Here is a 16,345-nt window from a genome sequence, read left to right as displayed (position 1 = left end):
TACGCGCGCAGATGTGCGATCCAGGCCTTATATGTTCATACTGAAACGGTTTGTGTCTGACCGCTTCTCTTCGTAGGAAACACCAAACACATGTCCTCCTCGGCTCCCGCCAAGGTCCCCGCCCCTGAACAGCCGGGAGCCGGGCCCACGTACGGCGCACTCGACCGCTTCTTCCGGATCTCCGAGCGGGGCAGCACGCTGTCCCGTGAGGTCCGGGGCGGCCTCGCCACCTTCTTCGCGATGGCCTACATCATCGTGCTGAACCCGATCATCCTCGGCAGCGCCAAGGACATGTACGGTCACCAGCTCGACAACGGGCAGCTGGTCACCGCGACGGCTCTCACGGCCGCGCTCGCCACCCTCCTCATGGGCGTCATCGGCAACGTGCCGATCGCGCTCGCCGCCGGCCTCGGGGTGAACTCCGTCGTCGCCCTCCAGCTCGCCCCGCGCATGTCCTGGCCGGACGCGATGGGCATGGTGGTCCTCGCCGGGTTCGTGGTCATGCTGCTGGTCGCCACGGGGCTGCGCGAGCGCGTGATGAACGCCGTCCCCTACGGGCTGCGCAAGGCCATCTCCATCGGCATCGGCCTGTTCATCATGCTGATCGGTCTCGTCGACGCCGGTTTCGTCTCCCGTATCCCGGACGCCGCCCGGACCACCGTCCCGCTCCAGCTCGGCGGCGACGGCCACCTCAACGGCTGGCCGGTGCTGGTCTTCGTCCTGGGCGTGCTGCTCACGCTCGCCCTGATCGTGCGCAAGGTCTCCGGCGCGATCCTGATCTCGATCGTCGCCATGACCGTCGTGGCCGTGGCCATCGAGGCCGTGGCCAAGGTGCCGAGCTGGGGTCTGACCACCCCGAAGTGGCCCGGCAACCCGGTCGCGAGCCCCGACTTCGGGCTGGTCGGGCAGGTCAGCCTGTTCGGCGGCTTCGAGAAGGTCGGTGTGCTGACCGGTGTGCTGTTCGTCTTCACCGTGCTGCTGTCGTGCTTCTTCGACGCGATGGGCACGATCATGGGCGTCTCCGACGAGGCGAAGCTGACCGACGCGCAGGGGCAGATGCCCGGCATCAACAAGGTGCTGTTCGTCGACGGTCTCGCGGTCGCCGCCGGCGGTGCCGGCTCCTCCTCGGCGACCACCGCCTTCGTCGAGTCCACGGCCGGTGTCGGCGAGGGCGCCCGGACCGGTCTCGCGAACGTCGTCACCGGTGGCCTCTTCGCCGCCGCCCTCTTCCTGACGCCGGTCGCCACGATGGTGCCGTCCCAGGCGGCCACCCCCGCCCTGCTCGCGGTCGGCTTCCTGATCCTGGCCGGCTCGGTCAGGGAGATCGACTGGGCGGACCACACGATCGCCATCCCGGCCTTCGTGACGATGCTGATGATGCCGTTCACGTACTCGATCACCAACGGCATCGGCATGGGCTTCATCACCTTCGTGGTGCTGCGGGCGGCGGCCGGGCGGGGCAAGGAGGTGCCGACGGCGATGTACGCGGTGGCGGCGGTGTTCGCGTTCTACTACCTGATGCCGGCGCTGGGTCTGACCTGATCCTGGTCCTCGTCGCCCGAGTCGGGTGACCCGTAGAACCTCTCCGTCTCCTCGACGGCGGCCTGGAAACGCTGGTCGAAGTCATCGCGAATGAGCGTCCGGACGACATAGTCCTGGACGCTCATTCCCCTTTTCGCGGCTTGGTGGCGGAGCCGCTGAAGCAGCTCGTGGTCTATTCGCAGGCTGAGCACGCTGGTCCCCATGCCCATGAGGGTCGCGGCACCGTTCGGTCCGGTGTGTCCTCTTCCGCGGCCGGATCACCCATATGAGTGATGTCACGGTTCAGTGGCCAGGGTCACGGGCATCTAGGTGCACCCCGGGTGGTACTTAGCGAGAGTAATGAGTTACGCTAAAGAACATGCCGGACCTCAGCCATGGCGACGACGTAGCCGCCGTGAACTCCCTCCGATCCGCCGTGATGCGGCTGTCCCGTCGGCTCAAGCACCAGCGGGTCGACGAGTCGCTCAGCCCCACCGAGATGTCGGTGCTCGGCACCCTGTCCCTGTGCGGCAGGGCCACCCCGGGCGAGCTCGCCCGCAAGGAGCATGTCCAGCCGCCCTCGATGACCCGCATCGTGGCGCTGCTGGAGTCCAAGGGACTGGTCCGTCTGGAGCCGCACCCCGAGGACCGGCGCCAGAAGGTCGTGACGCGCACCGAGCAGGCCGAAGCGATGCTCGAGGAGAGCCGCCGCAAGCGGAACGCGTTCCTGGCCTCGCTGGTCGAGAACCTCGACGAGGACGAGTGGGCCAAACTGCGCGCCGCCGCCCCCGTGCTGGAGAAACTCGCGCATCTGTGATCCGTAGTCGTCGCCGCGAGTGAGCCGTAGGGGCGCGACGGTGTCGAGGGGCCGAGCGCGCGGAGGCCCGAAGGGGTGAGCACGGTCGGCCCCTCGACACCGGCTCCAGCGCCCCGAAGGCGAACGAGCAGAGAAAGAGGAGGCGAACCCTTTTGAGTTCGGGACCCGGAGCAGCTTCCGCCCCCGCACCTGATCCCCACGACTCCCCGCCCACCTCCGACCCCCGCCCCTCCGACGCCACCCGGCCGGTCCGCAAGTCCTCGATGTTCTCCTCCCTGAAGGTCAGGAACTACCGCCTGTTCTTCATGGGACAGGTCGTCTCGAACATCGGCACCTGGATGCAGCGCATCGCCCAGGACTGGCTGGTGCTCAGCCTCACCGGCTCCTCCGCGGCCGTGGGCATAACGACGGCACTCCAGTTCCTGCCGATGCTGCTCTTCGGCCTCTACGGCGGTGTCCTCGTCGACCGGCTGCGCAAGCGGCCCACCCTGCTCGTCACCCAGTCGGCGATGGCCCTCACCGCCCTCGCCCTCGCCGCCTCCGTCCTCACCGGCCACGTCCAGGTGTGGCACGTGTACGTCGCCGCCTTCGCGGTCGGTCTCGCCACGGTGGTCGACAACCCGGCCCGGCAGTCCTTCGTCTCCGAGCTGGTCGGCCCGGGGCAGCTGCAGAACGCGGTCAGCCTGAACTCGGCGAACTTCCAGTCCGCCCGCCTGGTCGGCCCCGCCGTCGCGGGCATACTGATCACCGGCGTCGGCACCGGCTACGCGTTCCTCTTCAACGGCCTGTCCTTCGTCGCGCCGCTCACCGGCCTGCTGCTGATGCGCGCCCGCGAGCTGCACGTCGTCGAGCGCGCCCCGCGCGGCAAGGGGCAGCTGCGGGAAGGCGTGCGGTACGTCACCGGCCGCCCGGAGCTGATCTGGCCGATCGTCCTGGTCGGGTTCGTCGGCACCTTCGCCTTCAACTTCCCCGTCTACCTCTCGGCCTTCGCGGACGACGTGTTCCACGCGGGCGCGGGCGCCTACAGCATGTTCAACACGCTGATGGCGGTCGGCTCCGTCGCCGGCGCACTGCTCGCCGCCCGGCGCGGCACGGCCCGGTTGCGGCTGCTGATCGCGGCGGCCATGGTCTTCGGCGCGCTGGAGATGCTGGCGGCGACCACCCCCACCCTGTGGATGTTCGCCCTGCTCATGGTCCCGCTGGGCCTGTTCGGCATGACGGTCAACGTCACGACGAACACCAGCATCCAGATGTCCACGGACCCGGCCATGCGCGGCCGTGTCATGGCCCTCTACATGATGGTCTTCCTCGGCGGCTCCCCGGTCGGCGCGCCGATCGTCGGCTGGATCACCGACACGTACGGCGCCCGGGTCGGCCTCGCGGCCGGCGGTGCCGTCGCGGCCGTCGCCGCGGCCGTGATCGGCCTGATCCTGGCCCGCGTCGGCAACCTCCGCCTGTCGGTCGGCTGGCACCACGGCCACCCACGGGTGCGGTTCGTCCCGCGGGAGCGCCAGGAGGCACTGGCTCCGGCGGCGTAGGGCGGCATGGGCGCGAGCCCGGCCGGGAGGCTCACACCCGTTTGGCCGGCAGCCGGCCCGGCCGGCTGTTCTCGCCGACCGTGAAGGCCTCGGTCCGGGTGAAGCCGTTGGCCTCGTAGGAGCGGACGAGCCTGCCGTCGTCACCGGCGTAGCAGTCGACCCGCAAGGGGCCCACCCCTGCCCGCCGGGTCACCTTCTCTGATGGTGATCTCCATGGCCGCATGGTGCCAGGCTGGAGCCATGAGACTCTTCGCCGCCGTGCTTCCCCCTGACGGGGTGGTCCGCGAACTCGGTGCCGTGGTGAACGCGTTGCACAAGCTGCCCGGGGCGGACGGGCTGAGGTGGACCGGCCGCCCGGGCTGGCACTTCACCCTCGCCTTCTACGGCGAGGTCGACGACGGGCTCCTGCCGGAGCTGTCGGCCAGGCTGGAGCGTGCGGCCCGCCGTACCGATCCGTTTCCGCTCGCCGTGCGGGGCGGCGGTCAGTTCGGACACGGGCGTGCCCTGTGGGCCGGGGCGGAGGGGGACCTGGCGACCCTGCGGCTGCTGGCCGAGCGGGCGGAGGCGGCGGCGCGCCGGGCGGGCGTGGCGATGGGGGAGCACCGGCGGTACAAGCCGCACCTCACGCTGGCGCGCAGCCGGGACGCCTTCGACGTCCGGGCCTGCGTCGAGGCCCTGGACGCGTTCGCGAGTCGCACCTGGACGGTGGAGGACCTGGTGCTGGTGCGGAGTAATCTGCCGACCTCGGGGGTCGCGGGCGAGCAGCCCCGCTATGAGGCGGTCGCCCGCTGGCCCCTCGGCGGCGCCGGTTAGGCTCGGGGCGTGGACCCGAAGACCCGGAACCGGATCATGGCCGGTGTGCTCGTGCTGATGTTCCTTGTTGTCGCCTTGGCTTCCGTGCTCGGGAGGTAGGGCGGCGGCCGGGGAACTGCGGACGGATGCTTTCCGGCTGCGGGCCGGTGGGGGCTTGCCGCGCAGTTCCCCGCGCCCCTTGATAAGGAGGGCGTCTTCTACCAGGCGAAGGCCTCCGGGCTCGGCCCCGGCCCCGGGAAGATCTCGTCCAGGCCCGTCAGGAGCTCCTCGGACAGGTCCAGCTCGGACGCGCGGACCGCGGAGGCGAGCTGTTCGGCCGTGCGGGGGCCGACGATCGGGCCGGTCACGCCGGGGCGGGTGAGCAGCCAGGCCAGGGCGGCCTCGCCGGGCTCGACGCCGTGCTTGTCGAGCAGGTCCTCGTAGGACTGGATCCGCGTGCGGGTGGCGGGGTCGTTGAGCGCGTCGGCCGCGCGGCCGGAGGCGCGGCGCTTGCCCTCGACCTCCTTCTTGAGGACACCGCCCAGCAGACCGCCGTGCAGCGGCGACCAGGGTATGACGCCGAGGCCGTAGTCCTGCGCGGCCGGGATGACCTCCATCTCGGCACGCCGCTCCGCGAGGTTGTACAGGCACTGCTCGCTGACCAGCCCGATGGTCCCGCCCCGCCGGGCGGCGATCTCGTTGGCCTGGGCGATCTTGTAGCCGGGGAAGTTCGACGACCCGACGTAGAGGATCTTGCCCTGCTGGACCAGGACGTCGATCGCCTGCCAGATCTCCTCGAAGGGCGTGTTCCGGTCGATGTGGTGGAACTGGTAGACGTCGATGTAGTCGGTCTGGAGCCGCTTGAGGCTGGCGTCCACGGCCCGCCGGATGTTGACCGCGGAGAGCTTGTCGTGGTTGGGCCAGGCCGGGCCGTCGGCACCCATGTTGCCGTACACCTTCGTGGCGAGGACGACCTTGTCGCGCCGCCCCTCGCCCTTGGCGAACCAGGTGCCGATGATGCTTTCGGTACGGCCCTTGTTCTCGCCCCAGCCGTAGACGTTGGCGGTGTCGAAGAAGTTGATGCCCGCGTCCAGTGCCGCGTCCATGATGGCGTGGCTGTCGGCCTCGTCGGTCTGCGGGCCGAAGTTCATGGTGCCGAGGACGAGCCGGCTGACCTTGAGTCCCGTGCGTCCGAGCTGCGTGTACTTCATGCTGCCCAAGCCAACGTCTTGAAGTGCGCTCCAAGCAAGCGGCTTCTCACGTCGGCGTGCGGTCCCACTGCGAGGCGTGGTCAGTCGCGGGGGAAGGTGTCGGTCTTGAGGGCGAGGTCGACCATCGTGCCGGTCAGGTCGATGTCGGTGCCGAAGTCCACAGGAGTCCTTGTCTCGTAGTCGCCGTCCTTGGGGTCGGTGTAGACATAGCACCTCCCCTGGTAGGGATCGGCGATGACGTAGACGGGGACCTTGGCCTCTGCGTACGCGAGCTTCTTCGGGCCGTAGTCATTGTGGGCCGTACCCTCGGAGATGACCTCGGCGACGAAGTCGACGTCCTGGTAACGCCAGTGGCCCGTGTCGTCCTTCTTCGCCGATTCCTTGAGCAGCGCGATGTCCGGGCAGAAGCCGTTCTCGTGGCCCGGGAAGTCGATCCGGACGTCCGAGAACACCTTGACCTCCCTCCCGAACCTGTCCTCGAGAGCCCAAAGGAACGCGCGGATGATCAGCCAATGAGTGTCCCGCTGCGGCGTCATATGGACGTTGCCCCCGACGATCTCGACCCTGTATCCCTCGGGGACGGGCATCCGCTCAAGGCGCTCGAACCACTCGTCGAGGCGCTCGGTGTTCGCGTCGGCCATCTTGATCCTGTCTTCAAGGACGGTCATCGTGGCGCTCCTCCCCGGCTGCCCCACGGACAGGCGCAGCCGCGCAGTACAACGATACGCACGGTGACCACGACACGGGGAAGAGCGCATATGCCAGAGCAGCCCGGCACCGACCACCTCGTCGAGCTCCTCCGCACCACCCTCGGCGACTGTGTCCTCGGCATCTACCCGCACGGCTCCGCCACCCTCGGCGGCCTCCGCCCGCACAGTGACATCGACGTCCTGGCCGTCGTACGGGAGCCCACGACACACGCCCAACGCCGGGCCCTGGTCGAGGAGTTGCTCAAGGTGTCCGGCGTGGACGGGCGGCGGCACGTGGAGCTGATCGTCGTCGTACAGGACGACGTACGGCCCTGGCGCTACCCACCCACCTGCGACTTCCTCTACGGCGACTGGCTACGGGACGACTACGAGCGCGGAGTGACCCCGGCCCCCGAGCACAGCCCCGACCTCGCGCCTCTCCTCACGATGGTCCTGCGCGCCGACGCCCCGCTCCACGGGCCGCCGCCCGCCGAGCTCCTCGACCCCGTCCCGCACGACGACCTCCGGCGCGCCCTCGTCGCCGGCGTGCCGGAGCTGATGGCCGACCTGGACTCCGACACCCGCAACGTGCTGCTCACCCTCGCCCGGATCTGGACCACGCTCACCACCGGGACCATCCGCTCGAAGGACGCGGCAGCCGCGTGGGCGCTCGACCGCCTCCCCGCCGAGCACCGGCCCGTCCTCGCCCGCGCCCGGGCCGTCTACCTGGGGGAGGAGACGGAGCGCTGGGACGACCTGGCGCCCCGGCCCTGCGCGGAGTTCCTGACCCGGATGATCACCGAGAGTCACCGCTCGTAGGGCTCGCCCAGGTCCCAGGCCTGGTACATCGCCTCGGCGAAGGCCGCCGCGATCTTGTGCTCGCCGCTGTCGTTGGGGTGGGTGCCGTCGTAGGTGTCCGCGTCGATGTCGTACGACGGTGGGGGCGAGGCCAGGAGGACGGGCGAGCCGGCCTCGTCGAGGTCCGCGGCCGTCTTCGCCAGCAGTTCGTTGAAGCGGGCGACCTCGGCGGCGAAGGGCGGGTCGGACTGGGCCCGCACGTTCGGGGTCACCGGCAGCCACACCATCCGCACCCGCCGGTTCGCCGCGCGGGCCTCGGCGGCGAAGGCCCTCACGTTCTCGGCGGTCTGCTCGGCGTTGGTGTAGAAGCCCAGGTCGATCAGGCCGAGGGAGACCAGGAGGACATCCGCGCGGCACGACCGCACCGCCTCGCCGATCAGCGGCGCCATGTGCAGCCACCCCTCGCCCCAGCCGGCCAGGTGCGCACGCGGGAAGTCCGGGTCGGCGTACGCGTACGAGGTCGGGGCGTCGGCGAGTTTGTCGTGCAGCGTCTCGCGCGGGCCGACGAGGGTGAAGGGGCCGCCGTAGGAACGGCACAGGTGCTGCCACATCCGGTAGCGCCACGTGTGTTCGCCCGCGCTCCCGATCGTCATGGAGTCACCGACGGGCATGAACCTGAGCACCCGCTCATCATGAACGATCAGACGGCCGGACGGGGTGTGAGTCGGGCCACGCACCGGTCTCCGGCGCCGCGGCCGCCTCGAACGCGGTGCCCTCGAACCAGGCGAAACGATGGAGACCGCGGCTCAGGCGATGCGCCACGACCTCGGGGTGTCTCAGTCCGCTCGCGGGCCGGTGGCAGAGTGAGCTGGATGATCGGCCGCCTGTACACCGTTGTCATCGACTGCCCCGACCCGGATGAGCTCGCCGGTTTCTACGAGAAGCTGCTGTCGCTCTCACGGCAGGCGGACACCGGCGACTTCGTCGTGCTCCAGAATGCGGCGGGCGCCCCGGTGGTCGCCTTCCAGCGGGTGGACGACTTTCGCGCGCCGCGGTGGACGGATTCCGCGCGCCCTCCGCACATGCACCTCGACGTGATGGTCGCGAACCTCGATACGGCTGAGGCCCAGGTGCTCGCCCTCGGTGCGAGGCTGCTGGATGGTTCGGACAGGCCGATCGGCTACCGCGTCTACGAGGACCCCGTCGGCCATCCCTTCTGCCTGATCACCCCCGAGGGAGCCTGACCGCCACTGCCTGTCCCAGCTGCCGGCCTGCAACGGTCAGCTCAGCTCCTGAGGGCGTCGTCCGCTGTGCCCGTGATCCGTTACCGGCGATGAACCGCGCAGCGGGATGGCAGGCTTGAGGGCATGCGCCGACCGTTCGCCACCCTCGCCGCGGCCCTTCTCATAGGCGCCTTCGCCGTGCCCGCCTCCGCCGCCGACGGCGACGAGGACTTCACGATCAAGGATCCGCGCATCACCGAGTCCAGCGGTCTGGCCGCGTCCCGGCTCCACCCCGGCATCTACTGGACGCACAACGACAGCGACGACGGCCCCTACATCTACGCCGTCGACAGCAGGACCGGCGAGACCGTCGCCCGCCTCACCCTCACCGGCGTCGGCACGCCCCGGGACGTCGAGGCCATCTCCGTCGGCCCGGGCAACCGGATCTACGTCGGCGACATCGGCGACAACCTCGGTGGCAGCTGGCCCCACGTGTGGATCTACGAGCTGCCCGAGCCGAAGACGCTGAAGGACCAGACGATCCGGGCCACGCAGTACGTCGTGAAGTACTCCGACGGGCCCCGCGACGCCGAGTCCCTGGTCGTGCACCCGAAGACCGGCCGGGCCTACATCGTCGACAAGAACGAGAAGGGCGGGCACCTGTACGAGGGGCCCGCCGAGCTCTCCGCCTCGGGCACGAACGTCTTCCGGCCCGTGGCCGCCGTGCCCGACCTGGAGGCCACCGACGCCACGCTCTCCCCGGACGGCGAACACCTCGTCGTACGCAGCTACTTCGGCGCGATCGCGTACGACTGGAACGGCGGGAAGATCAAGCGGAAGGAGCGGCTCGGCGTGCCGTTCCTCGGGCAGGGCGAGTCCGTCACCTACACCGCCGACGGGAGGCGGCTCATGTACGGCGCCGAGGGGGCCGACAGCTCGGTGGAGGGCCAGGACGCGCCCGGTGGCTCCGGATCCTCGTCCGAGGCAGGGAGTTCGTCCGCACGCAGCGACGGTGGCAACGGCGACGGGCTCGGCGGCGATCTCAAGACCGGCGCCATCGCCGTGGCCGTCGTCTGTGTCGCCCTGCTCGGCCTGCGCGGGCTGAGGCGGCGCAGGTAGCAGCCGGACACAAAGCCGGACACAGAGACGGAGACGGAGACGGAGACGGCGGCGGCCTACGGGGAGGCCGGCGTGCCTCGGAGTTGCGCCACCAGCACCTCCAACCCAACGGGAACCGGATCACCTGGCGACGAAAGCCACCCGGAACATCTTCGGCCACCACTTGCCGGTGAGCAGGAACTCATCGGTGCCCGGGATGGCGGCGATGCCGTTCAGCACCTCGGCGGGCTGCCGCTCCTTCGAGGACAGCAGCCCCGAGGCATCGATCTGAGCGGTGACCGCGCCGGTGCCCGTGTCGACGCGCACGATCCGGTCGGAGGGCCAGACATTGGCGTACACACGGTCGCCCACGCATTCCAGCTCGTTGAGCTGCGGCACCGGACGGCCTCGGAGAGTAACGAGGAGCTCACCGGTCGCGGCCAGTGTGCGCGGGTCCCGGAAGGTCAGCCGAGCGGAACCGTCACTGGTGACCAGCCGCCCGCGCCCCGGCTGGTGGCATACGCCCCAGCCCTCCGCCGGGTAGGGGAGACGACGCAGCTCGGCCAGGGTTGCGGCGTCCCGTTCGATCGCGATGTGGTCCCGCCAGGTCAACTGCCACAGCGTCGGTCCGAGGACGGTGACCCCCTCCCCGAACAGCGGTGCCGGCAGGCCGACACGGACGGTGGGACGCCGGCCGGGCGGCCCCCGGCGGATCGACGACTCACCGGCCATGCCCGTCCCCTCGTAGAGGGTTCGCCCGGCCATCTCGAGGCCCTGCGTATAGGCCTTCGGGTCGTGGGGCAGGACGTCGAGGACCCTGACCCCGAGTTGCTCGACCGGTCCCGTGGCAGGCCCGGCCGCGACCCGCGCTCGCGCTGGTGAGCGATCGTCGGCCTGGCACGAGGTGAGCAGTGTCGCGCCTGCCAGGGCCGCGGCCGCGATGGCCGGTAGCGCCAGCAGCGCACGCGTCCGCGCGGACCGGACCGTCGGCCGGGAGAGGCGAACCGCCGCGCCGGGTCCCCGATGCCCGCGCACGCCGGGCCGGCGACGCGGCGCCTGCCCGGAGAGGCCCGGGCCGGTCGTACGGCCCGGGCAGGCCACGGCGTCCCCCCTTCGCTCAGTGATGGTCTCCCCCCTCGTTGGCAGCCGCCGGGGTGGTGTCCTTCGCCGTCGGCACGGCCGGCGCGGGGAAGGTGTCGATCGTCGCGGGCTTCCCGCGGCGGCGGAGCCGGAGCCGTGGCCGGGGCGTGAGCCGGGCCAGGAGCCGGAGCCGGTCCCGGCGTCCCGAGGTCGTGGGCCGGTAGTCGTACCCGTAGCCGTACTGCTCGCTGTCGCGCTTCGCGGGCACCATGTTGAGGACGCTGCCGAGCACGGTGGCGCCGACGTCCTGCAGGGCGCGCACGGCGTCGGTGACTTGGCCCCGGGAGCTCTTCGCGTACCGGGCGGCCAGCAGGTAGCCATCGACCGCCGCGGACATCGCCGGGGTGTCCGCCACCGGGAGCACCGGAGCGGTGTCGATCACCACATGGTCGAACCTGTCGGCGAGCGAGCGCACCACGGCGCGGAACTGCGCCGAGCCCAGCATCTCCGCCGGGTTCGGCGGCAGCACCCCGCTGGCCAGCACCGAGAAGGAGCCCGCCGACTGCATCACGTCCTCGGCGTTCGCCTGGCCGATCATCACGGTGGTCAGACCGGCGTCCTGCACCAGGCCGAGCGCGCCGGCCACGCGGGGGCGCCGCAGGTCCGCGTCGACCAGGCAGACCGAGGAGCCGAACTCGGCCAGGGAGGACGCCAGGTTGATCGAGATACTCGTCTTCCCCTCGGCGGGCACCGCGCTGGTCACCGCGATGACCTTGGGCGGAGCGTCGATGTCCACGAACCGGAGGTTGGTGCGCAGCCGTCTGAAGTCCTCCGCCCGCCGGCTGAACGCGTCGTCGTCCGTCGCCACCGCGTGCCGGGAGGCGCTCTGGTCGAGGACGACGCTGCCGAGTACGGCCGGTCCGCCGGTGTCGGCGAGACACCGGGCGAGGTCACCGCGGCTGCGTACCGAGGTGTCCAGCGACTCCCGCGCGACCGCCAGGCCGGTGCCGAGGCCCAGACCGGCCATGAGCCCGAGTGCGAGGTTGAGCACCAGATTCGGGGAAGCCGGCTTCTTGGGCTTGCTGGCGTGCTCGGTGATGCTCAGCCGGACGGGCGAGTGCCGGGCGCCCTCCGGTTGTTCGATCCTGGCGATGACCTCGGCGAAGCGGTGGGCGACCGCGTCGCTGATCCGGGCCGCCCGGGACGGCTGGGTGTCCGTGACGGTGATCTTGAGGAGGACCGTTTCCAGCGGTACCTCCGTAGTGATCTTCCGGGCCAGTTGCGAGGGCGACATGTCCAGGCGCAGAAACTCGATGACCGGTTCGGTCACGCGGGGGCTGGTGGCCACTTCCGCGTAGGAGCGGACGCGAGCCTGGGCGAAGGTGTTGCCCTGATTGAGCTTGACCGTGTCGTCCCAGTCCTGCAGAGACACGAAGAGCGTCGAGGTGGCGCGGTACTGCGGTGTGATGGTGTGGGTGACGAACGCGCCGACCGCTGTTCCCAGCAGACCCAGTGCCACGATGGCGCGCCAGCGCCTGACCAGGAATCGAAGATAGTCGGACAGATCCAAGGTACCCATCCCAAAGTGTGCAGGGAGCGACAATAGCGACATTCATTAGCTGAGTGATCGTATCCGTGATATGCGGTGAAAACGTGCATGAGTGACCGTCTTCCGCCGAGTCGGCCGGACCGGGTCAGCCCCCGCACGGACCACTCGGGAGCACCCTGGCGTGCAGGGGAAGCACCAGCGGCTGACGCAGCACGAAGGGAGAACGGTCCTCAGGGCGCTCCAGCAAGTGGAGTACGAGGGTGCGTGTGGCGCCCGCGGGCAGCTCGACGCCGAGTGAGAAGACCGGGTGGCCCCGCTCGGCGCCGTGACTCAGCTGAGCGGGGCGGCCGTCCAGGGTGGCACCGGAGAGGGTGGCCTCCGAACTGGCGTAGTAGGACACCAGCAGGCGGTTGTCACCCGGCCGGGTGTCGTAGGGCGGGTCGTCCACCCGCTGGACGACGTACGGCGGGAGTCCCGACACCGGGGCCCGGTTGGTCAGGCGCACGGTCACGGTGACCTCGCGCCGGCCATCGACGCACCGGCCCGGTGCCCACACGAGTCGGCGGTCGAGGTAGTAGTCGAGCTTCGTACCCGCCGCGTTGTTGACGACCAGTCCGGCCAGCGGAACGGATCTTCCGGGCAGCGCTCCGCCGAACGACCGCGCCAGGAGCTCGCGCTGCTCCGCCGAGTGCCCACTCCACACCTTGATCCGTCCCTCTTCCAGCTGCCGGTGCAGTGCCGAGAAGAGGGCGGTCCGGCGTGCGGGTTCGGCCGAGGCGCCGAGCAGCCGGATGGCCACCGCACGCGCCACGTCGAGGAAGTACGCCTTGCGCTGCCTGAAGTTCGGGTGGCGCGCGTAGCTGGCGCGCTCGCTGACATCCACGACGTTGTGGGCGGTGATGGCGCTCCCGTCGCGCGTCCGGGCAGGGCCGGAGGCGGCGAGCAGCCCGGAGACCGCACCCGGGTCCAGGCCGAAGGCGCCGTCCACGCGCTGGCCGCTGTGCCGCTGCCACGCCGCGGCCCAGATCCGCGCCGCGTACGGGAAGTGCGGGCTCATGTTGGAGTTCACCCAGGTCCGGGTCGGGGCGCTGGGGCCGTAGAGCCCGTGGAACTCCGCTCCCAGGTCCACGTCCGCGTACGCCTCGCTCAGTTCGGTGTCGTTCCCGAAGTGCTCGAAGCCGAGTCGGCCCCGGTCCGCCCTGAGCACCGCGAAGGCTCCGGGCAGCCCGCCCGTGCCACGAGCCTCGGCGGTGTTCTCGAACACCACCAGATACCGCCGCGGTCCGTCCGCTCCGAGCATCGTGGGCATCAACCGGGCCGCCGCGGCGGCATCGTGCGTGAGAGGGGCGATCCGATCGAGCTGTCGTGCGAGTCGGGTACGCGCCCGGTCGGTGGCCGGCAGCCAGGTGCCGTGCGGGAGGGCGTCGACATCGGTGCGTACCCCCGACGCGCTGCGCGAGGCCTGTCCGAGAAGGGGAGCCACACGGCGCAGCGCGGAGAGGTTCAGGTGCCCTCCGTCGTCCGTCCCGGTGGATTCCAGCTCCGCGACGGCGTGCGCCAAGGGGGAGAGCACGTCGTGGGTCAGCCGGTCGGAGGCCTCCGCGATACCGCGTACGGTACGGACAGGGCCGCCGAGGAGGGGCAGATGGGCCGCCGGGAACCAGGCGGGGCCGGTCGTGAGCCGATGCGCTCGGGCGGTGTGGCCGGCGGCGTCGCGTACCGCGTCCCGCGCTGCCGCGGTCAGCGTCGCCGACGGGGCGGCCGCGGCGGCCGGACCCGCTGCCGGCTGCGCGAGGTGCTGCCCGCGCAGTGTCTCCAGACTTCGCTGTGCGGCCAGCAGCTCGTTCCGGGCGAGCATTCCGGTGACCGCGATCCAGACGGCACCGGCCAGGAGCAGTCCGGCCGCGGCGTACAGCGGCATCCTGACGCGACGGTCGCGCAGTCGGCGGACGATGACGGCGGGCAGGGTCCACTCCTTGCACCGGCGTGGAATCCACCGGCCCCGCTCCGTACCGAGCGGGGGTTCCTGCCTCCACGGCGCACCCCGGTGAGTCCTGGACATCTGATGTCACTCCCTGGCTGATCTCGTTCGCTGGGGTCCGGGGCTCCGCAACGCCCCGCGGGGGCGCCGGATGTGGAGGTGAGTCGCACCGCGCGACGCGCGGGCGCCGGCTCAGTAGGCGCCGTCACCGCGCAGCACGGCGGGGAGGGTCCGGCAGAGGATCGCCAGATCCAGCCTGATCGACCAGGTGTCGACGTACTCGAGATCCAGACGCAGGGCGTCCTCCCAGGAGAGGTCGGACCGTCCGCTCACCTGCCAGAGTCCGGTGATCCCGGGCCGGACCAGCAGACGGCGGCGGGCCTCCCCGGTGAACGCCGAGTCCACGACCGGGAGCGGACGCGGACCCACCAGCGACATCTGCCCCCGCAGCACATTGACCAGCTGCGGCAGCTCGTCCAGGGAGTAACGGCGCAACCAGCGCCCGGCCGCGGTCACCCGCGGGTCCTCACGGATCTTGAAGAGGTGCCCGTCCGCCTCGTTGCGTTTCTCCATGGCGGTGCGCAACCGCTCCGAACCGACGTGCATCGTCCTCAACTTGAGGACATCGAACTCCTTGCCGCGCCAGCCGGTGCGGCGCTGGCGGAACAGCAGCGGGCCCGGGCTGTCGAGCTTCACCGCGACGGCGGCGGCGAGCAGCACCGGCGCCACGCACAGGAGCAGGACGGCGGCCCCCACGCAGTCGATGAACCGCTTGGCCGCCCGGACTCCGCCGCGCGCCCGCCCACAGGGAGTCGGCCGGTGAGGAGCCGTCTTCTCAGCGGATACCGGCATCGCGCATCCCTTCGTCTTCTGCGGCAGAACGGGTGAAACGCGCCCTGGCTGGGGGCATTGGGGCCCGCCTGACGTATCAAACGGTCTATTTCTGACTAATGAATAGAAACACGACATCGATCTGAGCTTCGGCAATGACACCGAAGCTCGCCCTCGTCCACCTGCTTGGACGGGGCGGCCGAGAGGACCTGCATGCGTGCAGTAGTGACGGGTGGGGCTGGGTTCCTCGGCTCCCATCTGTGCGAGCGGCTGCTTCAGGAGGACCACGAAGTCGTCTGCGTGGACAACTTCCTGACGTCCAGCCCCGAGAACATCGAGCACCTCATGGGCGACCGGCACTTCCAGTTCCGCCACCGGGACATCACCCAGGGCGTGGACGAGCCCGGGTCGGTGGACGCCGTCTTCCACATGGCGTCACCAGCCTCGCCCGCCGACTACCTGAAGCTGCCCCTGGAGACACTCCGGGTGGGCTCGGCCGGCACCTGGCACGCCTTGGACCTGGCCGCGGCCAAGGGCGCCCGCTTCCTGCTGGCCTCCACCTCCGAGTCGTACGGCGACCCGCTGGTCCATCCTCAGCCGGAGAGCTACTGGGGACATGTGAACCCGGTGGGCCCGCGTTCGGTGTACGACGAGGCGAAGCGCTTCGGTGAGGCACTGACGATGGCGTACCGCAGGAGCCGCGGTGTGGACGCCAAGATCGTGCGCATCTTCAACACCTTCGGGCCGAGGATGCGCCCGGACGACGGACGGGCGATCCCCACCTTCATGCGCCAGGCGCTGAGCGGGGAGCCGATCACGGTCACCGGTGACGGCAGCCAGACCAGGTCCCTGTGCTACGTCGAGGACGTGGTCGAAGGCCTGTTGCTCATGATGGCCGGCGACCACGGCGGACCCGTCAACCTGGGCAATCCCCACGAAGTCACCATGCTGGAGCTGGCGCAGTGGATCGGCAAGCTCACCCGGTCGCGCTCCGAGATCACCCTCATCCCCCGTCCCCAGGACGACCCCGAGCGACGGCGTCCGGACATCACCCTGGCCCGCGAGCTGCTGAACTGGGAGCCCACGACTCCTCTGGAGCGTGGCCTGGGCGAGACCGTCACGTACTTCCGCCGACGTCTGTCCGTCGGGGAGTGCGCCGGGAGCGGCCCGCGGCCCGCCGGATCCACGCCGAGCTCCGCCGCCGCCTCATGACCGCC

16 protein-coding genes and 1 pseudogene are annotated in these 16,345 nt (G+C 70.5%); 8 read left to right on the top strand and 9 right to left on the bottom strand.

Going from position 1 to position 16,345, the window contains the following annotated elements; all coding sequences use genetic code 11:
- The first annotated feature begins 90 nt into the window (after positions 1-90).
- Positions 91-1,542, top strand: a complete 1,452-nt coding sequence (locus AC07F0_RS02195; protein WP_478973108.1) for an NCS2 family permease — start codon at positions 91-93, stop codon at positions 1,540-1,542.
- Here the strand turns inward: AC07F0_RS02195 and AC07F0_RS02190 are convergent.
- Entirely contained in the window at positions 1,512-1,745 is a 234-nt protein-coding gene (locus tag AC07F0_RS02190) for a ribbon-helix-helix protein, CopG family (protein ID WP_307175929.1), read from the bottom strand. The two genes, AC07F0_RS02195 and AC07F0_RS02190, sit on opposite strands and share 31 nt — an antisense overlap.
- 155 nt (positions 1,746-1,900) lie before the next feature.
- On the opposite strand from AC07F0_RS02190, the gene AC07F0_RS02185 reads away from it, so the two are divergent.
- Together AC07F0_RS02185 and AC07F0_RS02180 are read left to right on the top strand one after the other, a co-directional pair.
- Positions 1,901-2,338, top strand: a complete 438-nt coding sequence (locus AC07F0_RS02185; RefSeq protein ID WP_010035858.1) for a MarR family winged helix-turn-helix transcriptional regulator — start codon at positions 1,901-1,903, stop codon at positions 2,336-2,338.
- Between the two features lie 152 nt (positions 2,339-2,490).
- Positions 2,491-3,876 carry an MFS transporter gene (locus AC07F0_RS02180; RefSeq protein ID WP_478973105.1) on the top strand — a complete coding sequence of 462 codons (1,386 nt, stop codon included), beginning with the start codon at positions 2,491-2,493 and terminating at the stop codon, positions 3,874-3,876.
- 31 nt (positions 3,877-3,907) lie between these two features.
- Here AC07F0_RS02180 and AC07F0_RS02175 read toward each other — a convergent pair.
- A pseudogene (locus AC07F0_RS02175) lies at positions 3,908-4,069 on the bottom strand (GNAT family N-acetyltransferase); the annotation flags it as partial.
- 47 nt (positions 4,070-4,116) lie between these two features.
- On the opposite strand from AC07F0_RS02175, the gene thpR reads away from it, so the two are divergent.
- Complete coding sequence (gene thpR, locus AC07F0_RS02170) at positions 4,117-4,689, top strand: RNA 2',3'-cyclic phosphodiesterase (protein WP_478973103.1); 573 nt, start codon at positions 4,117-4,119, stop codon at positions 4,687-4,689.
- 197 nt (positions 4,690-4,886) lie between these two features.
- Here thpR and AC07F0_RS02165 read toward each other — a convergent pair whose 3' ends face one another.
- Positions 4,887-5,879 carry an aldo/keto reductase gene (locus tag AC07F0_RS02165; protein WP_478973100.1) on the bottom strand — a complete coding sequence of 331 codons (993 nt, stop codon included), beginning with the start codon at positions 5,877-5,879 and terminating at the stop codon, positions 4,887-4,889.
- 80 nt (positions 5,880-5,959) lie between these two features.
- Positions 5,960-6,547, bottom strand: a complete 588-nt coding sequence (locus AC07F0_RS02160; RefSeq protein ID WP_478973097.1) for a Uma2 family endonuclease — start codon at positions 6,545-6,547, stop codon at positions 5,960-5,962.
- Positions 6,548-6,637: 90 nt separating this feature from the next.
- Between AC07F0_RS02160 and AC07F0_RS02155 the strand changes: the two genes are divergently transcribed.
- A complete protein-coding gene (locus tag AC07F0_RS02155) occupies positions 6,638-7,387 on the top strand; it encodes an aminoglycoside adenylyltransferase family protein (protein WP_478973094.1) in 750 nt (249 codons plus the stop codon).
- On the opposite strand, the gene AC07F0_RS02150 is transcribed toward AC07F0_RS02155, so the two are convergent.
- Complete coding sequence (locus tag AC07F0_RS02150; protein WP_478973091.1) at positions 7,375-8,049, bottom strand: GDSL-type esterase/lipase family protein; 675 nt, start codon at positions 8,047-8,049, stop codon at positions 7,375-7,377. The two genes, AC07F0_RS02155 and AC07F0_RS02150, sit on opposite strands and share 13 nt — an antisense overlap.
- A 189-nt stretch (positions 8,050-8,238) precedes the next feature.
- On the opposite strand from AC07F0_RS02150, the gene AC07F0_RS02145 reads away from it, so the two are divergent.
- Both AC07F0_RS02145 and AC07F0_RS02140 read left to right on the top strand, forming a co-directional pair.
- Positions 8,239-8,610, top strand: a complete 372-nt coding sequence (locus AC07F0_RS02145) for a VOC family protein (RefSeq protein WP_478973088.1) — start codon at positions 8,239-8,241, stop codon at positions 8,608-8,610.
- 123 nt (positions 8,611-8,733) lie between these two features.
- Entirely contained in the window at positions 8,734-9,708 is a 975-nt protein-coding gene (locus AC07F0_RS02140; protein WP_478973085.1) for a WD40 repeat domain-containing protein, read from the top strand.
- A gap of 120 nt (positions 9,709-9,828) precedes the next feature.
- Here AC07F0_RS02140 and AC07F0_RS02135 read toward each other — a convergent pair whose 3' ends face one another.
- From AC07F0_RS02135 to AC07F0_RS02120, 4 genes are all read right to left on the bottom strand, one after another.
- Positions 9,829-10,788 carry a glutaminyl-peptide cyclotransferase gene (locus AC07F0_RS02135; protein WP_478973082.1) on the bottom strand — a complete coding sequence of 320 codons (960 nt, stop codon included), beginning with the start codon at positions 10,786-10,788 and terminating at the stop codon, positions 9,829-9,831.
- Between the two features lie 16 nt (positions 10,789-10,804).
- Positions 10,805-12,346 carry a tyrosine-protein kinase domain-containing protein gene (locus AC07F0_RS02130; protein WP_478973079.1) on the bottom strand — a complete coding sequence of 514 codons (1,542 nt, stop codon included), beginning with the start codon at positions 12,344-12,346 and terminating at the stop codon, positions 10,805-10,807.
- A gap of 115 nt (positions 12,347-12,461) precedes the next feature.
- A complete protein-coding gene (locus AC07F0_RS02125) occupies positions 12,462-14,378 on the bottom strand; it encodes a DUF4012 domain-containing protein (protein ID WP_478973077.1) in 1,917 nt (638 codons plus the stop codon).
- 111 nt (positions 14,379-14,489) lie between these two features.
- Positions 14,490-15,149 (bottom strand): sugar transferase, encoded by a 660-nt coding sequence (locus AC07F0_RS02120; RefSeq protein ID WP_478973074.1) that lies wholly within the window; start codon positions 15,147-15,149, stop codon positions 14,490-14,492.
- A gap of 192 nt (positions 15,150-15,341) precedes the next feature.
- Here AC07F0_RS02120 and AC07F0_RS02115 point away from each other — a divergent pair, with 192 nt between their 5' ends.
- Complete coding sequence (locus AC07F0_RS02115) at positions 15,342-16,340, top strand: UDP-glucuronic acid decarboxylase family protein (RefSeq protein WP_478973071.1); 999 nt, start codon at positions 15,342-15,344, stop codon at positions 16,338-16,340.
- The last annotated feature ends 5 nt before the right edge of the window (positions 16,341-16,345 follow it).

The sequence above is a fragment of the Streptomyces sp. NPDC045955 genome (assembly GCF_056430805.1).
This window is presented reverse-complemented; position numbering and strand designations above follow the sequence as displayed.

Coding starts and splice junctions, on each gene's coding strand:
- AC07F0_RS02160 (WP_478973097.1), bottom strand. CDS start 6,547: ATGACCGTCCTTGAAGACAGGATCAAGATGGCCGACGCGAACACCGAG.
- AC07F0_RS02195 (WP_478973108.1), top strand. CDS start 91: ATGTCCTCCTCGGCTCCCGCCAAGGTCCCCGCCCCTGAACAGCCGGGA.
- thpR (WP_478973103.1), top strand. CDS start 4,117: ATGAGACTCTTCGCCGCCGTGCTTCCCCCTGACGGGGTGGTCCGCGAA.
- AC07F0_RS02130 (WP_478973079.1), bottom strand. CDS start 12,346: ATGGGTACCTTGGATCTGTCCGACTATCTTCGATTCCTGGTCAGGCGC.
- AC07F0_RS02115 (WP_478973071.1), top strand. CDS start 15,342: ATGCGTGCAGTAGTGACGGGTGGGGCTGGGTTCCTCGGCTCCCATCTG.
- AC07F0_RS02185 (WP_010035858.1), top strand. CDS start 1,901: ATGCCGGACCTCAGCCATGGCGACGACGTAGCCGCCGTGAACTCCCTC.
- AC07F0_RS02190 (WP_307175929.1), bottom strand. CDS start 1,745: ATGGGGACCAGCGTGCTCAGCCTGCGAATAGACCACGAGCTGCTTCAG.
- AC07F0_RS02165 (WP_478973100.1), bottom strand. CDS start 5,879: ATGAAGTACACGCAGCTCGGACGCACGGGACTCAAGGTCAGCCGGCTC.
- AC07F0_RS02120 (WP_478973074.1), bottom strand. CDS start 15,149: ATGCCGGTATCCGCTGAGAAGACGGCTCCTCACCGGCCGACTCCCTGT.
- AC07F0_RS02145 (WP_478973088.1), top strand. CDS start 8,239: ATGATCGGCCGCCTGTACACCGTTGTCATCGACTGCCCCGACCCGGAT.
- AC07F0_RS02140 (WP_478973085.1), top strand. CDS start 8,734: ATGCGCCGACCGTTCGCCACCCTCGCCGCGGCCCTTCTCATAGGCGCC.
- AC07F0_RS02155 (WP_478973094.1), top strand. CDS start 6,638: ATGCCAGAGCAGCCCGGCACCGACCACCTCGTCGAGCTCCTCCGCACC.
- AC07F0_RS02125 (WP_478973077.1), bottom strand. CDS start 14,378: ATGTCCAGGACTCACCGGGGTGCGCCGTGGAGGCAGGAACCCCCGCTC.